Annotated in this window: 20 protein-coding genes; 4 read left to right on the plus strand and 16 right to left on the minus strand. The window is 44.9% G+C overall.

Annotation, left to right across the window (positions count from 1 at the left end):
• Nucleotides 1-17: 17 nt before the first annotated feature.
• The 3 genes from AC5JBY_RS26195 to AC5JBY_RS26205 are packed head-to-tail and all read left to right on the plus strand — an operon-like array spanning nt 18 to nt 4136.
• Nucleotides 18-1337, plus strand: a complete 1320-nt coding sequence (locus tag AC5JBY_RS26195; protein WP_495907629.1) for a DUF4876 domain-containing protein — start codon at nt 18-20, stop codon at nt 1335-1337.
• A gap of 13 nt (nt 1338-1350) precedes the next feature.
• Complete coding sequence (locus AC5JBY_RS26200) at nt 1351-2967, plus strand: DUF6850 family outer membrane beta-barrel protein (protein ID WP_495907630.1); 1617 nt, start codon at nt 1351-1353, stop codon at nt 2965-2967.
• A 26-nt stretch (nt 2968-2993) separates the two neighbouring features.
• The gene (locus AC5JBY_RS26205) at nt 2994-4136 is read left to right on the plus strand and encodes a cytochrome-c peroxidase (RefSeq protein ID WP_495907631.1); all 1143 of its coding nucleotides are present in this window, start codon (nt 2994-2996) and stop codon (nt 4134-4136) included.
• A gap of 22 nt (nt 4137-4158) precedes the next feature.
• Here AC5JBY_RS26205 and AC5JBY_RS26210 read toward each other — a convergent pair whose 3' ends face one another.
• The 11 genes from AC5JBY_RS26210 to AC5JBY_RS26260 all read right to left on the minus strand — a co-directional run bounded on the left by AC5JBY_RS26210 (nt 4159) and on the right by AC5JBY_RS26260 (nt 13775).
• A complete protein-coding gene (locus AC5JBY_RS26210; protein ID WP_495907632.1) occupies nt 4159-4455 on the minus strand; it encodes a YciI family protein in 297 nt (98 codons plus the stop codon).
• Between the two features lie 69 nt (nt 4456-4524).
• Nucleotides 4525-5346, minus strand: a complete 822-nt coding sequence (locus AC5JBY_RS26215) for a DUF6597 domain-containing transcriptional factor (protein WP_495907633.1) — start codon at nt 5344-5346, stop codon at nt 4525-4527.
• Nucleotides 5347-5440: 94 nt separating this feature from the next.
• Entirely contained in the window at nt 5441-7924 is a 2484-nt protein-coding gene (locus tag AC5JBY_RS26220; protein ID WP_495907634.1) for a T9SS type B sorting domain-containing protein, read from the minus strand.
• A gap of 86 nt (nt 7925-8010) precedes the next feature.
• The gene (locus tag AC5JBY_RS26225; protein WP_495907635.1) at nt 8011-8223 is read right to left on the minus strand and encodes a YwbE family protein; all 213 of its coding nucleotides are present in this window, start codon (nt 8221-8223) and stop codon (nt 8011-8013) included.
• Between the two features lie 42 nt (nt 8224-8265).
• Entirely contained in the window at nt 8266-8949 is a 684-nt protein-coding gene (locus AC5JBY_RS26230; RefSeq protein WP_495907636.1) for a type 1 glutamine amidotransferase, read from the minus strand.
• Nucleotides 8946-9698: a YggS family pyridoxal phosphate-dependent enzyme gene (locus AC5JBY_RS26235; protein WP_495907637.1), complete on the minus strand. Its 753-nt coding sequence runs from the start codon at nt 9696-9698 to the stop codon at nt 8946-8948. Before AC5JBY_RS26235 ends, AC5JBY_RS26230 begins: the two co-directional genes overlap by 4 nt.
• Before the next feature lie 7 nt (nt 9699-9705).
• A complete protein-coding gene (locus AC5JBY_RS26240) occupies nt 9706-10323 on the minus strand; it encodes a MarR family winged helix-turn-helix transcriptional regulator (RefSeq protein WP_495907638.1) in 618 nt (205 codons plus the stop codon).
• 28 nt (nt 10324-10351) lie between these two features.
• Nucleotides 10352-10618, minus strand: a complete 267-nt coding sequence (locus AC5JBY_RS26245; RefSeq protein WP_495907639.1) for a DUF2024 family protein — start codon at nt 10616-10618, stop codon at nt 10352-10354.
• An 87-nt stretch (nt 10619-10705) separates the two neighbouring features.
• Complete coding sequence (locus AC5JBY_RS26250) at nt 10706-11479, minus strand: hypothetical protein (RefSeq protein ID WP_495907640.1); 774 nt, start codon at nt 11477-11479, stop codon at nt 10706-10708.
• Between the two features lie 89 nt (nt 11480-11568).
• Complete coding sequence (locus AC5JBY_RS26255; protein WP_495907641.1) at nt 11569-12453, minus strand: alpha/beta fold hydrolase; 885 nt, start codon at nt 12451-12453, stop codon at nt 11569-11571.
• A gap of 242 nt (nt 12454-12695) precedes the next feature.
• Complete coding sequence (locus tag AC5JBY_RS26260) at nt 12696-13775, minus strand: YncE family protein (protein ID WP_495907642.1); 1080 nt, start codon at nt 13773-13775, stop codon at nt 12696-12698.
• A gap of 109 nt (nt 13776-13884) precedes the next feature.
• On the opposite strand from AC5JBY_RS26260, the gene AC5JBY_RS26265 reads away from it, so the two are divergent.
• The gene (locus AC5JBY_RS26265; protein ID WP_495907643.1) at nt 13885-14646 is read left to right on the plus strand and encodes an MBL fold metallo-hydrolase; all 762 of its coding nucleotides are present in this window, start codon (nt 13885-13887) and stop codon (nt 14644-14646) included.
• A gap of 77 nt (nt 14647-14723) precedes the next feature.
• On the opposite strand, the gene AC5JBY_RS26270 is transcribed toward AC5JBY_RS26265, so the two are convergent.
• From AC5JBY_RS26270 to AC5JBY_RS26290, 5 genes are all read right to left on the minus strand, one after another.
• Nucleotides 14724-15317: a hypothetical protein gene (locus tag AC5JBY_RS26270; RefSeq protein ID WP_495907644.1), complete on the minus strand. Its 594-nt coding sequence runs from the start codon at nt 15315-15317 to the stop codon at nt 14724-14726.
• Between the two features lie 25 nt (nt 15318-15342).
• A complete protein-coding gene (locus AC5JBY_RS26275) occupies nt 15343-16224 on the minus strand; it encodes a hypothetical protein (protein ID WP_495907645.1) in 882 nt (293 codons plus the stop codon).
• A 234-nt stretch (nt 16225-16458) separates the two neighbouring features.
• The gene (locus tag AC5JBY_RS26280; protein ID WP_495907646.1) at nt 16459-17238 is read right to left on the minus strand and encodes a hypothetical protein; all 780 of its coding nucleotides are present in this window, start codon (nt 17236-17238) and stop codon (nt 16459-16461) included.
• Between the two features lie 108 nt (nt 17239-17346).
• Nucleotides 17347-18522 carry an FG-GAP repeat domain-containing protein gene (locus AC5JBY_RS26285; RefSeq protein WP_495907647.1) on the minus strand — a complete coding sequence of 392 codons (1176 nt, stop codon included), beginning with the start codon at nt 18520-18522 and terminating at the stop codon, nt 17347-17349.
• A gap of 46 nt (nt 18523-18568) precedes the next feature.
• Nucleotides 18569-19870 (minus strand): hypothetical protein, encoded by a 1302-nt coding sequence (locus tag AC5JBY_RS26290; protein WP_495907648.1) that lies wholly within the window; start codon nt 19868-19870, stop codon nt 18569-18571.
• Nucleotides 19871-19954 lie beyond the last annotated feature (84 nt).

Raw genomic sequence — 19954 nt, forward strand, 5'->3', positions numbered from 1 at the left:
TAAAAGAAAAGGTGTTTATGAAAAAAGTATTGTACTTAATGTTGTGCGTAACGGTACTGGCTTATTCCTGTAAAAAGAATGACGACCCCAATGCTGGTTTACGCGAGGTAAAAGTACAGTTGGCATATCCTGCCGGCAGTAGTTTTGGTGTAGCTGCCAATGTGGTGGTAAAAGTAAATTCCGGTACTGTTGTTTATGAAGACTCAACAGATGCGAATGGATTGGCCACTTTCAGTTTGCCCGTAGGTATCTATGAGTTATCCGCTACTGACAACCGCTCGGAAGGGGGCACGTCTTATATTTATAATGGTGTTAAATCGGGTGTCACTGTTACCGGCAGCTGGATCAGCACCGATGTAGTAACCCTGAGCCTGACTGAATCGAAGGCTTCACAAGTTGTCATCAAAGAAGTATTCGTAGGTGGTACGCCCAAAGATGATGGTTCTGGCGCATTTACCTATGACAGGTATGTGCTGCTCTATAACAATTCAGCTACACCTGCCAACCTGGATGACTTGTGTTTTGCAACGGTTGCTCCTTACAACGCAAACGCCACCAATGCTTATTATGGCACCGATGGTGAGCTGACCTATAAAACCCAGGGTTGGGTACCAGCTGCACAAGGTATCTGGTATTTTCAAACAGCAGTTACCATTGAGCCTTACAAACAGGTAGTGGTAGCGCTTACCAATGCCGTTAATAATACAACTACTTACAGTAAGTCCATCAACTTTGACAATGCAAGCTACTACTGTATGTATGACGTCGATGATTTTTCTCATGCAGCCACCTACGCAAGCCCTGCAGCCTCCATCCCTACCAGCCATTACCTGAAAGCGGAAAAATATGGCACGGGTACCGCCTGGACACTCAGCAATACCAGCCCTGGTTTGTTTATCTTTAGTCCGCAGGGAACTACACCCGCAGCTTTTGCAGCCAATGCAACGCTTACAGATGTATTGGGTGCTTACACCAGCAAAAAAGTACCTGTAGAATGGGTAGTAGATGGCGTGGATGCTTATCTGCTTAACAACACAGGCAACAAGAAACGTCTTACGCCTACTATCGACGCAGGCTACGTATATCACATAAACAACCAGGGTTATTCTATTTACCGGAATGTGGACAAGACTGCCACAGAAGCCATACCAGGCAATGCCGGCAAGATCGTGTACAACTATCAATTGGGTACTGTAGCCGTTGGCGGCACAACCGATCCGAGTGGTATCGATGCTGAAGCGTCTATTAAAAACGGAGCTAAAGTGGTGTACAAGGATTCCAATAACTCCACCAATGATTTTCACATGCGCAGCAAGGCTTCATTAAGAACGAATTAACAGACGTGAAGGAATGCGTATCCGGAATATCTTTTTAATCGTATTATGTTCTCTGATCCTGCCTGGCGGAATGTTGGATTCCGCCAGGCTTTTTGCACAAGAGCGCGATAGCGCCTGGTGGGATGCAAGCTACATCTATCACTCCAATGCCTGGTTGAGCGGCCATTCTATCACGGGCTTATCGTATATACCTGTAACCAAGCTATCCAATGCTACTTTATCATTCCATAAAGTAAAAGGACCTTTCGCCAACTTTCACGAGTCGGACAATAGTGAACGTATCAGTGTAGCCAGCGGTTCTGTATACCGGCTCAATCCTCATGTAGTGATGGAGGGGCAGGTGCAGTACGAACATTTTTATGGCAGGAATATGAATGGTTCTGCCTTGATCAATCCCTACAAGAATCCCATCGATATCGACGAATTTGCAGATAGTAACCGGGGGAATAAAAAGCTGGAGCGCTATTTTCTTACAGCAACAGTCAGTGCACAGGTTCATCCCCGTTGGACAGTGGGTGGCCGCATTGGCTACGAAGCTGCCAACTTTGCCAAACTAAAGGATTTGCGGCACATCAACAGCCTCACCGACCTCAATGCAGAAGCAGAAGTAAGCCGAACAATCGGAAAAGATACCCGCATAGGCGCCAGCTATGGCTATCATCGCCGGATAGAAAGTGTGAAATTCGAGACACAAGGCAACACCGACCGGCAATATGTTTCGCTCATCAATTTCGGCTCTTTTTACGGGCTTGCGGAATTGTTTAGCGATCATGGATATACTTCTGAGGTAAGGCCTCTTGTCAATGTTACTCATACTGCCTCTTTGCATGCCGGTATGCGGCTCAGTCCTTCCATTACCTGGTACAACAGGATCTATTATAGTGCCCGCCATGGATACTACGGCGAAAAGGGAACCACCACCATCGTTTTCACGGAACATACGGCGCCTCTGTATGGTTATGAGGGGTCTTTATCCTGGCAGCAAGGAACCACCTTGCATAGCTTTAACCTGAAAGGATCCTATGAAAGCTTACAAAACAAAGAGAATGTGTACCGCTCCGAAACGTCGCCATCGGGCAACCGGGTAATTGTGTATTACGGGCAAAATGACCTACTATCGCAGGACATCACTCAACTTACGCTTGAATATGCCGCTTTTCTGAAGGTCGTCAATAATAGCGCTTTATGGACGATCAAAGGTGGCGTTGGTTATGAAGACCGGCAACAAACAGTGACACGGTATCCTTTTTTCAGGAAGCAGCAATTGACGGGGTATCGCGTTTATGCAGCCGGCGAACGACATATCATAAAAGGTAATAACAGGTACAGCTTTTCGCTCTCCGCAGGCTATGGTGGTGGCAGCGGCACTCCCAGGAACGATGGTTTATATATTCCTCCTTCTTCCGGTCAAACGCCGCCGGCATCGGGAGATTTGTATCTTTACCGGGAATACGAATACCTGACGAAACCCCGTGTGCAATTTGGCCCGGCCCTGCAGTACGCTTACAAAGCCGATAGCCGGGTTGCTCCATACCTCCGGTTAGCTTATACTTATACCAAAGCTTTCGATGTATCGTATACGGGTCATTATCGTCATGCTGTATTGGTTACGGCAGGTTGTAATTTTTAAACACTATTTGATTTATTCAGGAAGTTATGGGTACTGTCAGCAAGATGTTCATGATGATCGCCTGTTTATTGTTTTTGGCATCGTGGGTAGTAACCTCGCCGCAGGTGGGTGATGCCGGCCAATTGCGGGAGGACTCTTTGCGACAGTTGTATGCACGCCCTGTTAAGGAGTGGCCCCGCCCTTTTATCGATAGTAATATCCGGTATACTGAGTTGGGCGCATTGCCTTATGATAGTTCCTGGTTGTTGGTGGACAAAGACCCAAAGGTAAAACTGGGTCAACTGCTTTTTTTCGACCCCCGCTTATCCAGCTCCAACCAAATATCCTGCAGCAGTTGTCATGATCCGGAGATCGGCTGGGGTGATGCAAGACGGGTTTCTGTGGGTCATGATCACCTGGAAGGAAAACGGAATACGCCTTCCCTGCTAAATGTATCGCTACATCGTTCTTTCTTTTGGGACGGCCGCAGTGAAAGCCTGGAAGATCAGGCACTGAATCCGCTGGGTACCCACCACGAAATGAATATGGAAACACCTTTGCTACCCTCCAAAATAGCAGAGATCAAGGGGTATCGTGCTCTTTTTAAGCAGGCATATGGTGACGAACGTGTTAACATAGATAAGATCTTAGGCGCGATAGCCGCATTCGAAAAGATCATCAAGAGCCGTCAAAGTGATTTCGACCGTTTTGTTCGGGGAGATTATAAAGCGATGACCGACCAGGAGATCCGAGGTCTTGACCTGTTTAGAAGAAAGGCGCGGTGCATGAACTGCCATAACGGAACTTATTTTACAGATGGCGATTTTCACAACATCGGATTATCGTATTATGGCCGCAAGTACCAGGACCTAGGCCGTTACGAGGTAACCAAAGATCCTAAGGATGTAGGTAAGTTCAGAACGCCTTCCCTGCGCGATGTGATGAAAACGAATCCGTGGATGCACAATGGCTTGTTTGATAACATTAAAGGCGTTATAAACATTTACAACAGTGGCATGCACATGCTGGACGATAAGGCTAAGGATAAGAATGATCCACTGTATCCCAAGACAGACGTTATAATGCGTCCCCTTCAGTTGACAGAGCCAGAGAAGGATGACCTCATCGCTTTTCTAAACGCTATTACGGCCACACAATACAAAATGCGCAGACCGGAATTACCGCAGTGATCTGTAACGGTTCGTTATTAGGTTATTGCCTTACAAGTCCCGGCAGCATTGGCCATAGTTCGTATTTATTGATTCCGGATGTTACTGCAGGATCTTTGTCTATCATAGCTTGCGCTTCTTCGTCTGACCCAACTTCAATAACAGCCAGTCCAAAGACTCCCTTTGGATCAAGCACCGGACCATAAATCAATACTTTTCGTTCTGCAAACAGACCATTCCAGTATTGGATGTGGGATTGCATCACTGCTGCTTCTTCTGCATTCATATCCAGGTTAAAGGTTGGCCTTGGCGGGATGAGTTTGTACATGAAATATTTCATCGTTCATTGTTTGATTACCCGGCAAAGCTATGTAGACCCTAAAAGGCAGGATTGTAAAAATCGGAAGTGTTATCCCTTGTAGAAGAAGCGGTCGTAGTCGTTGCTCTGCTGCAGGAGCTGTTTGGGAGGGTAACCTGTAAACCGCTTGATGTCTTTGATGAAATGCGCCTGATCGTAGTAATAATCGTATAATTCCCGCTCGAAAAAGTACCGCTCTTTGTTGGCATGTACCGACTGGTAGAAATGCTGAAAACGAATAATGGAACCCAGGTTCTTGGCGCTGGTACCTACTCTATCGTTAAACTTAGCATTGAGCCAGCGGGCCGTGTAGCCGGTTGCGCGCTCCAGGTCGGTGATCAGGGTTCTTCCTTTATCCCTGATCAGTCGTTTTACGCAGTATTCAAAGACGTTGTCTTCGCTGTTTTGTAAAAATGCCGCAAGCAGAAAGTTCTGCAGGCGCTCCAATTTTTCCGGGACAGTGGCAACTTCCTCTACTTGTTCTTCCAACCTCCGGCAGGCAGCACCTGCCAACTCTTCAAAGGCGTAAATGCCATTCTTGATCTCAGCCAACCGGAGCTTAAGAAAGCGATAAGCGCCGAGCGGGCTAAACTCTATTGTTATGTTGCCGGATGGGCGATCTTCTCCAATATCGACCACAGCCGGTATGTCGCTCAGGCCGATCAATGTGATCTTACTTTCTTTGGAGTGGTACGTGCTTCCGTTAAACTGTGCGGTAATTGAATTTCTGTAAGGAATGACCATCTTCACCCTCGCATTGGGTACTATTAGCTTCAGGTCGTCTTTAGGCAATTTGCCTTCACACTCCAGGATGAAGATCCTGTCGATGTATGGACGGAGTGGTGCAAATGGTTTTATTTCCTGAAACTTCATGTATTATAAGCTTCCTGTAAGTTACCATTTTAGCGTTTATGATATATTTTGATTTGCCAGATGTTTGGAAAGAAACTGAACAAGAAAAGTTTACCTATCGTATTAATGTTACAGCTCCTTTTTCGGTTTTCGGTGGTGCTCCTTCAAGCTGATAAGAACAGGTCCATACAAATACCCCGTTGGGTTGGGCCGTACCACCAATTCTTCCATCCCACCCTTTGTAGGGATCAGCCGTCTGGAATATCAATGTTCCCCAGCGGTTATATACTGCAAAACGGTATTGTTTTACTTTACCAAACAGGAGTGGCCTAAACTCATCATTCTTCCGATCCCCATTGGGACTAAATGCCGAAGGCGCGTAAAAACCCCACATGCATTTTTTATCGAAAACAGTGATCGTATCAGCTCCTGAACATCCATTGATATCTGTTACTTTAAGCCACCAGTTGCCCGGTTTCTCTACTTTTATATTTTTTGTTGTAGCGCCAGTCGACCATTGATAACTGGTGTAATTGTTCAATGGAGAAATTTCCAGGCTTTCGTAATTACAAACGCTGTCTGCGGTTTTTAGGAAATTCGAAGGTGTAGGCAACATCATTGCTATCGTGAGTGTATCTGTTGCTGTACAGTTGAAACTATTCGTAACCTTTACCCAATATTTTCCAGGCTCTTTAATGGTTAAACTACCTGCAGTTGTCATATCCTGCCACTGATAGCTCGTAAATATTCCCGGTGCAACATTCAGTTGAGTATTATTGCATAAGTTTTTATCAGGTCCAAGATTGGGCAAAGGTTTGGGATTTACTGTCAGAATGGTGGTAACGACCGAATCGCAGCCCAATACTGTCCGCAACACATCTACATAAGTCCCTGATATGGTTTGATCGGAACCTCCTGCAAAAAAGGATTCGCCTTCGCAAATGGTCTTTGTTTGTTGCGTGCTTTTCTTATTGATGGTAAGCTGCAATGTGATTATTGAATCGCATCCTTGCGTGTTAGGAATGGTTTGGATATAGGTACCGGACGTATTGAACGTTGTATTATTCAAGGTATAGCTATCGCAAGCATTTATCGCAAGGGTAGAAGTAGTTCTGTTGGCACAAGGACCAAGTTTTAAAACAAGTGGCGCGGCACTGGCATTGGCATTCAGGGTATAGACACCAGGTCCAGGATCGAAATCGATTGAGCCTGACACGGTGCCCGTGATATAAATATTCAACGAAGGGTCCATTTCCATTCGCCTAAAAAAAGTAGAACCGGAGGTACCCGGAAAAGCCGTTGCATATATAAAATCTCCATTGTTGGTTAGTTTTATAACGGCTGAAGCACCATAATTCGGAAAAGTAACGGTATGATCGCCTGGGCCGGGGTCAAAATCAACAGTGGGACCAAATTCGCCAATAATATATAAGTTGTTGTCGGCCCCTACCATAAAGTCATGTGCCGCCTCATACCCGTTACCGCTGATGATTTTGACCCATACAAAGTCACCCTGCTCTGTAAGTTTAAGTATGTAACAATCATAACCATTGCCTACGATGTTATGGCTTGCCGTACCCGGGTCGAAATCAAATGTCCCGTAGAATGATCCAGCAACAATGACGTTGTTCATATTGTCAAAGTCAATTGCTCTTGGATACATGTGGTTGTTGTACTCTGTTGCAACGTTCTTAATTCCTTTGGCCCAAATAAAGTCACCACCGGGTGTCCATTTTGCCACGAATCCATCCCGTATACTGCCCGATGTCAAATTATGTACAGCTGAGCCAGGATCAAAATCACAAGTACCACTAAACGCGCCCATGGTATAAATATTTCCATTTTTATCGCAATTCACATCAACAATGGCAGAACCACTATATACGATAGGGGAATTACCGAGCTGCTTTGCCCAGATAAAATCTCCGTTATTGTTCAACTTGACCACATACGCTTGTATATGCGCGGTAGATGTAATATTGTATGTGCCAGGACCGGGATCAAAATCCACGGTATTGTTGAACAAACCACAAATGATCACATTATTATCTTTATCAATGACCAGCACATTTGCTTGCGGAACGGTATCGCCGGGGCCGCCAAACTGTTTTGCCCATACGAGGTTGCCATCTGTGTCTAATTTTACTACAAAAGCATCTTTTGCTCCGATAGGTGTCATTATCTGAACGCCGGGACCGGGGTCCATATCGGCGGGGTCGGGCAGATTAGAAGCGAGGTACACATTCCCATCTTTGTCAACCTTAAGTTCAATATCGCCAAACTCAACCAATGTCGGAATCTGTTTTGCCCAGACGAAATTCCCATCAGGGTCGAGTTTCGAGATATAGATCCCGTATTCGCCGTGGCTTGTACCTGATAGTGGAAACATTGCAGGACCGGGGTCCATATCGATGGTATTATGCAAAAAACCGGCTGAGTAAACATTTCCCTGCCCGTCTACTCCTATGGCCCTGCCATTGCTATTCGAGGTAATATAAGTGGAAGTCACAAAAGCTTTAGCCCATTGAAGAACAGGCTGTTGCGCAAATAGTACCTGTGTCAGCAGCAATAATATCGCAGATGTATATAACTTGAACATAGGGGTTATGGGCTATTGCAGAGTCTTAAATCTCTATTCGTTGACAAAATAAGATTTATTGCTGACTATTTCTGCTATGTGGCCAGCTATTCGCTATCCGGGTCAACTACCTCTATTTCGGCTACACGGCCAACCTGCCCATCTTCCAGCCGCACTTTTATACCTCTTGAATGGTAGGCGGCTGAGGTAAGCAGGTCTTTGACGATACCGTACGTCAACTTGCCTGTTCGCTGGTCCTTTTTGAGGATGATCGCTACTTCCTGTCCCGGATAAATATCTTTTCTGTATTGGCCATCCATATGCTGCTGTTTATCTGCCGTAAAATTAAGAAAGCAAAATAATCAGCTACACATTTTCTGCAAGATCTGCCCCATCAACTGGTTGGGTGCTGTGAATGCCTGGTGGTTTGAGATGGTGGTGATATCCTGGATATAAGGGGCTGTTATCAGTTCATGACTACAATGTTGCAGCATCCCCTGGATGCTTTCATTATTGGCTTCGAGGTGGAATTGGAGTCCGATCATGTTGTCGCCAAAGGTGAATACCTGGTGATTGCAGGCTTCCGAACTTGCCTGGATGAGCCCCCCGTAAGGATTATCGAATTTGTCGCCATGCCAATGGAAGACCAACATCTCTTCGGGCACCTCTGTTCCCAGCCATTCTTTGAAGGAACTTTCTATATGGATCGGAAACCAACCGATCTCCTTGTGTTTATTGGTATAGATGGTAGCACCCAATACGCAAGCCAGTAATTGAGCGCCCAGGCAAATGCCAATGATCTTCTTTTCTTCTTTAATGGCACTGAAGATAAAGTTCTTCTCTTCGGACAGCCATTGGTATTGATGGTCATCATAAACGCCCATCGGGCCACCCATAATGATGAGGACATCGAAATCATCCATTGAAGGGAACACTGGTTTTTCCCAAACTTTGGTGGCAGTGAGGGTATGGTTATTTGCTGCTATCCATGTTTGTATATATCCTAAACCTTCAAAGGGCACGTGTTGTATGTAGTGTATCCTCATTGTACTTGTTTGTTTTCGTTCCAATAATAGCTGTCGGGGTATTGTCGCTTTCCAAAGATAGCGGTCCCTACGCGGATGATGGTAGCGCCTTCTTCTATAGCTGTTTCCAGGTCTCCACTCATGCCCATGCTGAGCTCACGGGCTGTTGGCTGCAGTATGCCTTCCCGGATAGCCTGGTCCCTTATCTGCCGCAATAAAACGAAGGAGGGTCGCACTTTTTCCGGGTCGGCGTCGAAAAGGCCAATCGTCATCAATCCTTTTATGTTCAGCGTGTCATAGCTGCTGATCTTTTTCAGGAGTGTAAGGGCCTCATCGGGATGGGCGCCAAATTTACTTTCTTCAAAGGAAGTGTTGACCTGGAATAATATGTCGATCGATCTTCCTTCCTGTTGCATGCGGCTATCCAACTTCTCTACCAGGTCCAACCTGTCGACTGACTGAATGCACTGTACGTATTTCAATACCTCTTTGATCTTATTGGTTTGCAGGTGTCCAATGAAATGCCGTTCTATGTTCAGCTTACCGAGCAGATCGTCCTTTTGTTTTAGCTCCTGTACTTTATTCTCTCCGAGCAGTGTTTCTCTTGTGTCAATGGCCCATTTTATTTTTTCTGCTGTTACGGTCTTTGTGGCCAGTAACAATCGCACTTCTTCTGTGTCCCTCCCTGCTTTGTTGCAGCCCGTTTGTATGCGTTGTTTTATGTGGGCAATGTTTGCAGCTATATCCTGTTCATTTATTTCAGTGTTCATGTTTGCTTTAGTCCTGTTTTAATACATGTTCCGGGCAATCGAGCCGGAGGTGATCGGGGGTGAGGGTAATTTTAAGCAGGTTGCAGAATGGTTTGTTATTGGCAGTAGCGAAATTCACGCAGGTAAAGCACATGCGTTGCATGGTGATAATGTTATCCTTGTATAGATGGTAGATAAGATCGAGCAGTATTGTTTTGAGTCCTGTCTTCTGCCGGTCGCTCAACTCATCCATATACCGCAGGATGGAATTGGCAAAACCTCCTGTGGCTGTAGCCACCTTCTTTCCCTGTGCTGTGAGCTTCAGTATTTGTGCCCGTGTATCTGCCGGGTTATCTTTTCTCGACAACAACTTCTTTTCCGACAACACTTTTACGACCTCACTCATTGTAGCCTTGGTCACATTAAACTCTTTTGACAAATAGGTTACCGTAGCTTTGGATTCATCGTGGGTATTCAGGAAGATGAGCGTTTGCACCTGTATCGGGCTGAGGCCATGTTCTTTTGCCTGCTCCCACAGCATGACCCGGAAAGATTCTCCAATACGCTCCAGGGCCGCGACGATCAAAGCGTCGTTGGAAGTGTTCTGTGTATCCGGATCAAAGGGTATTTCGTTCATACTGCTCATTGCTGCTGCAAATTAGGCAAAACCCTGCTCAGTTATTACATCCTTCCATCTCAATGATCGAGAATCCCTGACGCTCAATATCATTTACTACTTCGGCACTGGCCTGTTCTATATGGCAGAAACGGCATTCTTTGGTAGTAAGTGGTTGACCAGCCTGTTGTTTTCCGGCCAAATAGGTACGCCCAAAATCGTATATCTTTTCGGTATCATTAAGATTGGTGGGTACCAGGATATCAAAATGCATGATGTTGCCATCTTTCTTTGTGACATAGGTGTCGTAAACTGAAACTTTCATATACTTAGTTTTAAAAATGCAGGATGAGTAAGCTTATGCGCCTGCGATGAAAACTCCCACTTACTCCCCTGCATATATGTTTAGTAATTATTTTACCTGGTAGGGTAATGAAAGGTTTTTGGATAATACACTGTAAACCTTATACACGCCCAACATCGGCATTTTACCATCTGCCAGGTGCGCACCTCCCTCTCCCGTGTATAGCTGCATGTAAGCGCCTACTGCATCGTATTTGAAATTTGTTTTAAAGCGTACCCTGTAATCCGGCACTACTACGCGTATCGCTTTACCTTCTGTAATTACCTGAAATCCCGGTGAGTCCATGTACATCGGCATACCCGGATTGGTCTTTGGCAACACGACTGTTTTGTCTTTTGCATCAAACTCTTTAACGGCCAAGCCGCCCGGTACTCTTTTGTCCTGTACCAATACTACCCAATGGGGATGCCATACTATTTTATCGTTAGTATAATCGCCGTCGCCATCCTCATCCCAAAGCGGTGTATCGTCAAAGTCGGGGTGAGCTGTCAATGCCAACGCTAAAATACCTTCTGTTTTGCTAAAGCCAATGTCTTCTGAGGATAGCGTGGTAGGGAATACGTATCCGTCTACCGGCGCACCATTCATTTGTCCGGCTGGTTTGGAAACGCTGCGGCCAGCCTGTCCTTGCACAATGATCTCGAACTCCAGTTGTCCCCACTTCTTATTATGCGTAACTGAAGCTGCTGTGATTTTGTAGTCCGTCTCGTTGATGTCTGATTTGCCAGTTTTTGTTTTCTGGCATGAGTCACAATAGTTACCGGCAGTTGCTGCCATTCCTGCCCATAGCATTAATCCTGTCAATGTAAGTACCTGTTTCATGATTATCGGTTTGGTGATGTGTTATATTTGACCATACAAATATAGTTAGGATTCCTAACAATATATACTACCTTCGTGTTAATTATTCTCTAAAGGCCTTTGTTGTTCTCAATGAAGGCGTGTATGTAGTTCGCCACCATTGCAGGGTATTGGTGGTGAGGGCCATGGCCTGCCCGTGGTATAATAATAACTTGTGTGGTAGGTAATTGGCGGTTCAGTTCAAACCAATTTTCTGGTGGGAAACAAATCTCATGATCGCCTGATATCACCAGGATGGGTATGTTTGTTTCTGTCAATTTTCTCCTTGCATCGTATGGATCGTTGATATAATCTTCGGCCCCTTCACTGTAGTGTTGCCATGACTCAGGCTTCACTTCTCTGTCTCTATCGATTGTGCGGGCATTGATTCGTTCATGGCTTAACCGGGCAGCCTCCCTACTCGTTGCTGAAATGGGCTCGAAGAAAAGTATTACTTCATCATCCAGTGTATTGTCGGGCACATGGGCTGTTGCCAGGAAAATATCTTCCATCGGATGTGTCACTTTTCCGGGTGGCCTTGTGCCTAATAATATAGTTTGTTGTATCCTTTCAGGAAACTCTGTAGTAACGATCTGTGCTACCCAGCCGCCAAACGACCAACCACCCATGATGAATTTATCAATGCCCAGTGCATCCGCCAGGTCAATAACATCATAAGCAAACATCAACATATCTCTGTTGGGACTACCGGTTGAAGATCCCATGGCCGTAAAGTCAAAGGTGATGACCCTGTAATGTTGTGCCAATTCGTCGAGAAAAGCAGGATCCCAGTCGTCGAGGTTGCCACGAAAGCGTTGACAAAAGATAATGGGATCACCATGTCCGATTGAACGGTATGCGATATGTTTTCCACTGATCGCAGCCCATTGTGTCCTTGCATTTGTTGCATTCACTTCCGCCATTGGTTTGTCTATTGGCACTACCACTAATTGCATGGCTTTACTTATTTGGTTTATGATCTGTATGTAAGCGGGAAACGGAAGGCTGACAGCAACAGTGGTGTTACTGCAGTTCATGTTAGCAGGAGAGCAGGGTCTGCAAATATTGTACAGATCGGGCGCGGCAGCAATGGCAAATTGCGGGTTATTATTGTATAATTCAGTGCAAACAAGGCCGCATCCGCGAAAGCTCGTTTTCGTGAAGCAATAAAGGCGGGAAAATATTTATTTATTCTGTCTTAAAATGTCCTGGCCCCGATACCAAATTGATTGCCGGCACGAATGGCTTTGTTGCTGCTGAATTGGATCTCTACCATTTTTTCGCTGGCTACGTTGTTGTGGGATTCATCTTTAAGGTAGAAAAGTATGTTGCGGGTCTTAACGTCAATTACCTCTCCACTCGATGGGTAGGCATATTTGCCATCCATGCTGAATACAATCCAGCCGGGCATATCCTGCAGGGGGATCGTGGTCAATTGTTGAAAGGGAGCTTCGGCACTGAATACGTGCAACCGCATATTGTGGCCGTCGCATAGCCATATTTCTTTTTCGTCGGGAGTAAGCCCAATACCATGACTGGGATTGCCATGTCTTCTGACGGGTCCTCTCTCCCACCCTTCTACTGCTATATGGGCAGTCTTTGCTCCGGTTTTCAGGTCGCCTACTTCAAAACCAAGCAAGCTGTCGACAGTAACGTATGTTATGGTTTCTTTGCCATTGACGGTAAAGGGCCTCACGTTATTGGCAAATGGACCTACTTTTCCTATCAGCTCATGTTTTTGTGCGTCGGCAATGTGTAGCCAGGGGCTGGCTATGTCATCCAGGTAAACCACTTTTCCATCACGCCCATAGATCGTATTGTGTGCCCGTTTGTGTACGGTGAGCTTTTTAATGATGTCACCCGTTTTACAATCGACCACATTCCAGAAAGTATTTTCCAAAGATGGCAGGTACATGGTCAGTCCGTCGGGAGAAATGGCCATGCGATCACAGCCGCCTTCAAATTTCTTTTCCCACACAATTTTCTCAGTAGTCAGATCGATACGTTGCAACGACTCCAGCGTGGTTATATATATGCTATTGAGGGGTATGCTTACTGCTATTCCTTTTACGTTTGAGGGTTTACCATTGGGATGAAGGCCCTGGGTCTTGATCCTTTTTACAAACCGGTGGTTATTGTCCATGTCGAATACCAGGATACCATGGCCGCCATAACCCAGGTAGTCGCGAATACCTGGTGTAGCAACGTAGAGATAGCGTTTCGTCTTTGCAGGTGTCTGGGCTTGCAGATCGCTATAAAGTATTGGCAGAAGTATCAAGCAGATAATGCTTGTGGCAAGGCATCGTTTGTTGCATTTCATATGCTGTTTGATATATAACAAAAGATAGGCAATTTCAAGTATATTTACACTACTCAACTCACTTATAATGAAAACCTTTGTCTCTTCACTGTTCCTGCTGCTTATGCTTTGCCAGGTCCAGGCTCAACTCGCTGCTCCCGATACTATTGTCGATAAAAAGATGGGGAATATTATCGTTCAACCTGTTCAGCATGCCAGCCTGATCCTAAAGGTGGGCAAGCTGGTTATTTATGCCGACCCTTTCGGGGCCAATAACTTCAAAGGTCTTCCTGCGCCTGATATTATTCTTATCAGTGATATTCATGGCGACCACTTTGATCCTAAATCGATCGATGCGGTTAAAACTCCCAACACCATCCTGGTTGTTCCCCAGGTGGTAGCTGATAAATTATCTGAAGCAGATAAAGCCAAAGCCGTTATCTTGAAGAATGGCGATAAGTCCACTCAGTCCGGTATTGCCATCGAAGCGATCCCCATGTACAACCTTCCGGAAAGTGAAACTGCCCGGCATACCAAGGGCCGCGGTAATGGTTATGTGCTGACCATCGGCAGTAAACGTTTTTATATTTCCGGCGACACGCAAGGCATCCCCGAAATGCGTGGACTGAAAAATATAGATGTTGCCTTCGTATGTATGAACCTGCCTTATACCATGGATGTAAAGGAAGCCGCTGACGCTGTGCTGGCTTTTCAACCCAAGATCGTTTACCCTTACCACTATAGAGGACAGGGTGGCTTAAGCGATGTAAATGGGTTTAAAAGCCTTGTTGATGCAGGCGGTAAGTCCATTGACGTAAGGCTGCGCAACTGGTATGCTGCTGCTCAATAATTATCGCTAATAATCAATAGCTGCACAAACCATCTTTATACCAATTCTTCTCATGAATAGAAGTAAGGAGGATTACCTCACTTTGTGCAAGTTGCATCTATAGCTATGCAATGACTATCATTACCAATTATATCGTCAATGATATTCCCAATTTTATAAGGAACACTTTTAGTTTTAGTGCCAAGAAACCAAGTTCGATCATCATAAAATCCGATTTGATGCAAATACTCATGCGCCAGGTGAGAAGCATAACATTTAACATCATTCTGAAGAATATAACATCTGTGTGTTCGAGTAACCCTTGTATTCATATCTGTTATACCAAAATTCCCATGCCCGAAATATTGATCAAAAAGCTTAATCCTCAGGTCTATTGAAAAATCTTTGGGTTTCCCTGTATAATTATCCATTCCTGATTTGATAACTTCCAAAATCTCACTGCTTGTCAGTCGAAAATTTCCAACACCGAATTTCGTATTCAATACCCGATTGGAGAACTCATTCGAATTAAACGCGTTTTCTAATAATATTACTGCCTCGTTAAGCTTGGACAACGAAACATCATCAAAGCTGTCATCTACAAAGATGGGAGTTACCTTTACTCTTTGCTGCCCATAAGTAGTTGAAATCAGGCATAAAAAAAATGCTAAGAAAAAAACGACTCTGTTCATAATTTAGGGATTTGTACTTGCTATGTTACACTTTTATATTTTGAATTAACCTAAACACATCCAGTTCCTCACTGTTTGGCAAAGAATAGTTTAATGCTCCTTTGTGCTTCAAACTAAAATCAATCATTGCCAACGTTGAACCTTTGATCTCTGAAGCAATTTCCATTTTATCAGCCAGTTCTTTTTTCGGTAATTGTATAGTAAATGTTGGGCTTTTTATTATAACTGGTGTTAGCCCGAATCTTATATCCAAAAAATAATCTTCATTACTTGTATGAATTTCTCCATTTATATTAATTCCGTATGCTCCGCCACCTGCTTTAGCGTCTAATTTGGTATACTTTTTTCGAATCACATTTTTCTGAACAATACCAATAATCGCATACAAATAACAGACATCAGGGTCTTGCAGAAGATAAGCATTGCTCAATATCCACTGATTTAAGCCATTTTGCCAGGTTGGCGATTGAACATCCACGAGGCCAGTAAGTTGATCAAATAGCATTATACTAAACGACGAATTAGAAGAAAATTCCGCAGACAAGTAGTTAAGAAATCCAACTTTTGCAGATAAGTCTTTTGTTACAATTATAGACCCTCTTTTAATAGGTTGTTCAATTTTAGAATCCTTATCAACCAGAATTCCTGTAATGGGAGATGGAGCGAACTCGGAAATAAAATCATTGTCAACGATTCCTTGCGGACATTTCCCATCTTTCTTTCTTATCATTATAACTCTTCCCAACAAAGAATAGGGATTTCCAATAAAGGCGTCGGCTTCTACATATGCTGTATAACTTTTAACTCCAAGTCTATTTTGAGCTTCAATTGCGTCATAAACTTGTTCTTTAGCCAGGTATGTATTAGCGCTTTCATTGAGTTCTTCTGTTGTGTGTTTTTTTCCCATTTTATTATGGTTGTGTAGTTAATGTATTACTAATACAGCTTAATTAAGGCACGGTTTAAAGAGGAATTACACTTTGAAAGAGAATCAAAGCCTATTTATGGTAAATGTATTACATGAATTACATTGCAGTCTACCGTCTTTAAACGGTGTTTTGTTCCGTTAATTCACAACATTTACGAGCCCGGGTTACCAGGAGTCTACTCAGGAAGGAATAGCAATAGCAGAGAGAAACTTCTATTTCATGTATTGAAAGGTCAGGCTGTCGAGTGCATTGGCATCGAAGCGTTGGTTAAATACTTTCTTTATCAACCGGTTCTTCCGGTCGTAAGTGTTTTGGTAATTAACAGTCACATTGTACAAACGAAAGTACTGGGTAAGGCTGTTGTGCTGACTTAAGAAGAACTCCCACAGGAATTGTTCTTCTGAAAATACGATCAGCAAATCGTCAATAAAGTATAGGGGATTGTATTTGTTGTCGTAAGTATAGTCTCTCACGTCAACCATAGTGGATCTGGGTATTGCGGAAGCCCAGCGGATAATATCATTCTTCTGGTTATAGGTTACAGTATCGTACTTACTCTGGAATGAGAGGTAAGTATTGATCAGTGTAATGGTATGTACTTTCCCCTGATCGTATGTAATAATGCCAGGTTCAGGAAATGGCTGTGGTGGTATAGCATGATTCTCAAATCTTGTGATGTTTCCTTCACTATCGTATTGCACATTTGTATTGTACCACAGGGTTGATCCGTTGCGTTTAAAGATCACTGAATCGATCCTGTTGTTGCGACGTACTATGCGGTATACTGCTTTGTCTTTTACATCGGTAATGCCTACCGAATCCAGCGCGTGTTTCTTGTTGTAGTAGAAAGTATATTCCTGTGTTCCGTGCACCAGCTTTTTCAGTGTATATTCTTTTTCGTTGGCACCGGGCGGAATAGGTAAGTCTTCTAATTTTTTACAGGAGGCAATGAGCAACAGGCAGGCGAGGCCATAGGTAAAGTTCTTTTTCATAGCTGACAAGTTTATCCATGAATTTAACGGAAAAGAACAATGCTGCCGGTGCCTGCACAGCATTTATGACATACATCAAAGGGTGTGGCGGTAATGCCACAGTGGGAGTTACTTTCTTACCTGTTCAAAGAAGTATACGCCTTTCTTATTGGAGGTGATGATATCAAGCAGGCCATCTTTGTTGATGTCTGTTACTTCGAAGCTGTTACCAATGCCGGAGTTGTTGTCGATCTCGTGAGGTATCCAGCGGGGTGTTTTACCAGGCAGGCATTCAAACCAATAGAGCACGGCAGGCTCGGCGGCACCGGGATCTTTTTCGTTGTGGGCGCCAAAGCGTTTGCCGGTAATAAGATCGGGATTGCCATCGCCGTTAATATCTGCCATCGCCATGGAATGTGACTGAGAAAAACTTTTACTGATGTCGTGGGTGATCCAGGTTGACTCGCCTTGCCCGTTCTTCTGTTGTTCATGCCACCATATTCCATAGTCATGTGCGGATGAGCTCATGATGTCCATGTCGCCATCAAGGTCCACATCCAGTGCAAACATATTGGCGCAATCAGCTCCGAGATCAGCCGGGTGCCATATCCATTCCGGTTGTTTCACATTGGCTGGTCCTTCCCACCAACCGGTTCTCACGATCACATCTTTCCGGCCATCGAGGTTAACATCGGCCCAGCCCACGCCATGTGTGTAGCGATGGGTAGCACGATCGGGGTGACTGCTGATAAGGTAACGCTGCCAGGTAGTATCGCCTTTACCAACGGGTGATTTAAGCCAGATCACTTGTTTCTGCCCTGCATCGTTGCAGATAATGTCTTTCCTTCCATCGCCATCTACATCTGTAAGCAATGGTGTCTCGATGCCTGCTGATGTAAGGATGAGGCGACGTTTCCAAGCTGTATTCTCTTTCCCGGGATTTTCGTACCACGTGCATTCTCCTCCGGGCACGTCGAATTTTATAAGATCAACCCAGCCGTCGTTGTTCACGTCCATGCAAAAGTTGAGGAAACTCGTACTGTATCCTTTAGGGGCGTTCAGGGTATCGTTGTGTATGGTATGCCGTTTCCAGGATGGCGCTTCATACCAGTATTGACCAGCCAGGATATCGATGCGGCCATCTTTGTTGACATCACCGGTGGCTGCTCCCTCAGACACGAACACGCTGCTTACTACATGCTTTTTAAAGGTGACCACATGTCCTTTCTGTGCCTGACCATTTATAACAACGATCGAGGTAATGAAGCAGACCAGTATTACCCGGTAATGAAAATAGTTTCGCATCCTGGAGTGTTTTAATGCTCTCCATGAATGTACAAAAAACTACCAACTATTTTTTAATGTAGAAGGGTATGTTGGCAGTGGCCACATTGTTGTTGCCATCTGTGATGTATACAAAGATGCGGTAGGCTCCTTCTTTTTCCGGCGTTTTGAGGGTAGCCTTGCCTTCTCCACTCGCCGTAATAAATCCTTCCATGGGTTTGGGGCGGGCTTCGAAGTCGCCGCCTTCACTCAGTTGGGTAGGTTCGGGCATCACTTCCCAGCGATAGGATAGTTTGTCTTTATCCGGATCAGTGGCTACTGCCAGTGCGTTGTAGCTGGTGCCGGGTTTAAGGTATATATTGTCTAGTGATTTTTTATTGTCGAGCTGCATGGAATAGAGATGGGGCGCTTTGTTGGCAGGCCATTTTCCCGACCAGAGGTATTGCATTACGTCCATCACTTCCGACTCTTCGCCTTTCTCGGTAAAGAGTCCATACCAGGTTGGCGTGCGCTCCTGCTTTTGCCCCCAGAGGAAAACGTAGGAGCCCAGGCAACGGCCGCGGTCTCTTTCTACAGAGTATTCATAGCGGCTTTTGTATACGGCTGCTTTTTCGCTGCTGGTTTCTTCGATGGAAGATTTCCATTCGGTTTGCAAGCCTTCCCAATGTCCGGTAGGCCCCCACTCAGTAACCATATAGGCGCCATCCCAACCTGACTGAGCAAGTGTACGCGGCAAGCCTGCCAATCCTCCGTAGGTATTGATGGCCAGCAGGTCGATGTCGGTTGTTTTTGCTTTGAGTAAGTCCACCAGGTCTTTGTTAACGCCTGCCAGCACCGTGGTTGTAGGATGATTGGGATCCAGGCTGTGTATCATTTTAGAGATGTCGTTGACAGCATCCCATACTTTGGTGTTTTTGTATTGCAGGTTCAGCTCGTTACCAATGCCCCAGGCCAGGAGGGCTGGGTGGTCTTTGTATTTCACTACTTCTGTGCGTATTTTATCCAGCTGTTTTCTTACGGCAGCGGTGTCATCATAGTTGAAGCCATGTCTTTCGCGTGCTACATCGAGGCCGAGCAATACGGTAAGACCGTATTTGGCAGCGGTATCAAGAATGGCCTCTGCGCCTCTGGAGCCCCAGGTACGAATAGAGTTACCGCCATAGGCTGCTATGCGGGCGGGATAGGCACTGCCACCAGCTCCTTTTATAAAATAGGTCTGTCCATTTCTGTACAGCTGGTATCCTTCGGTTGTTTTACGTAATTCTGTTTTTACAGGTACATCCTGTGAGTGGATGGATGATGGTTGTGCATACGTAGTCAGTGTCGCCATCATGCCAATAGCAGCTATCGTTATTTTTGTCGTCGTCATATTCACGCATTTTAATATTTCACCTGATCGAGTTAGCTCCGGTAATCCGGAGGGGGTAAAATTAAAAGGGTGGACTCCAGTACA

This window comes from Paraflavitalea sp. (genome assembly GCF_059502485.1).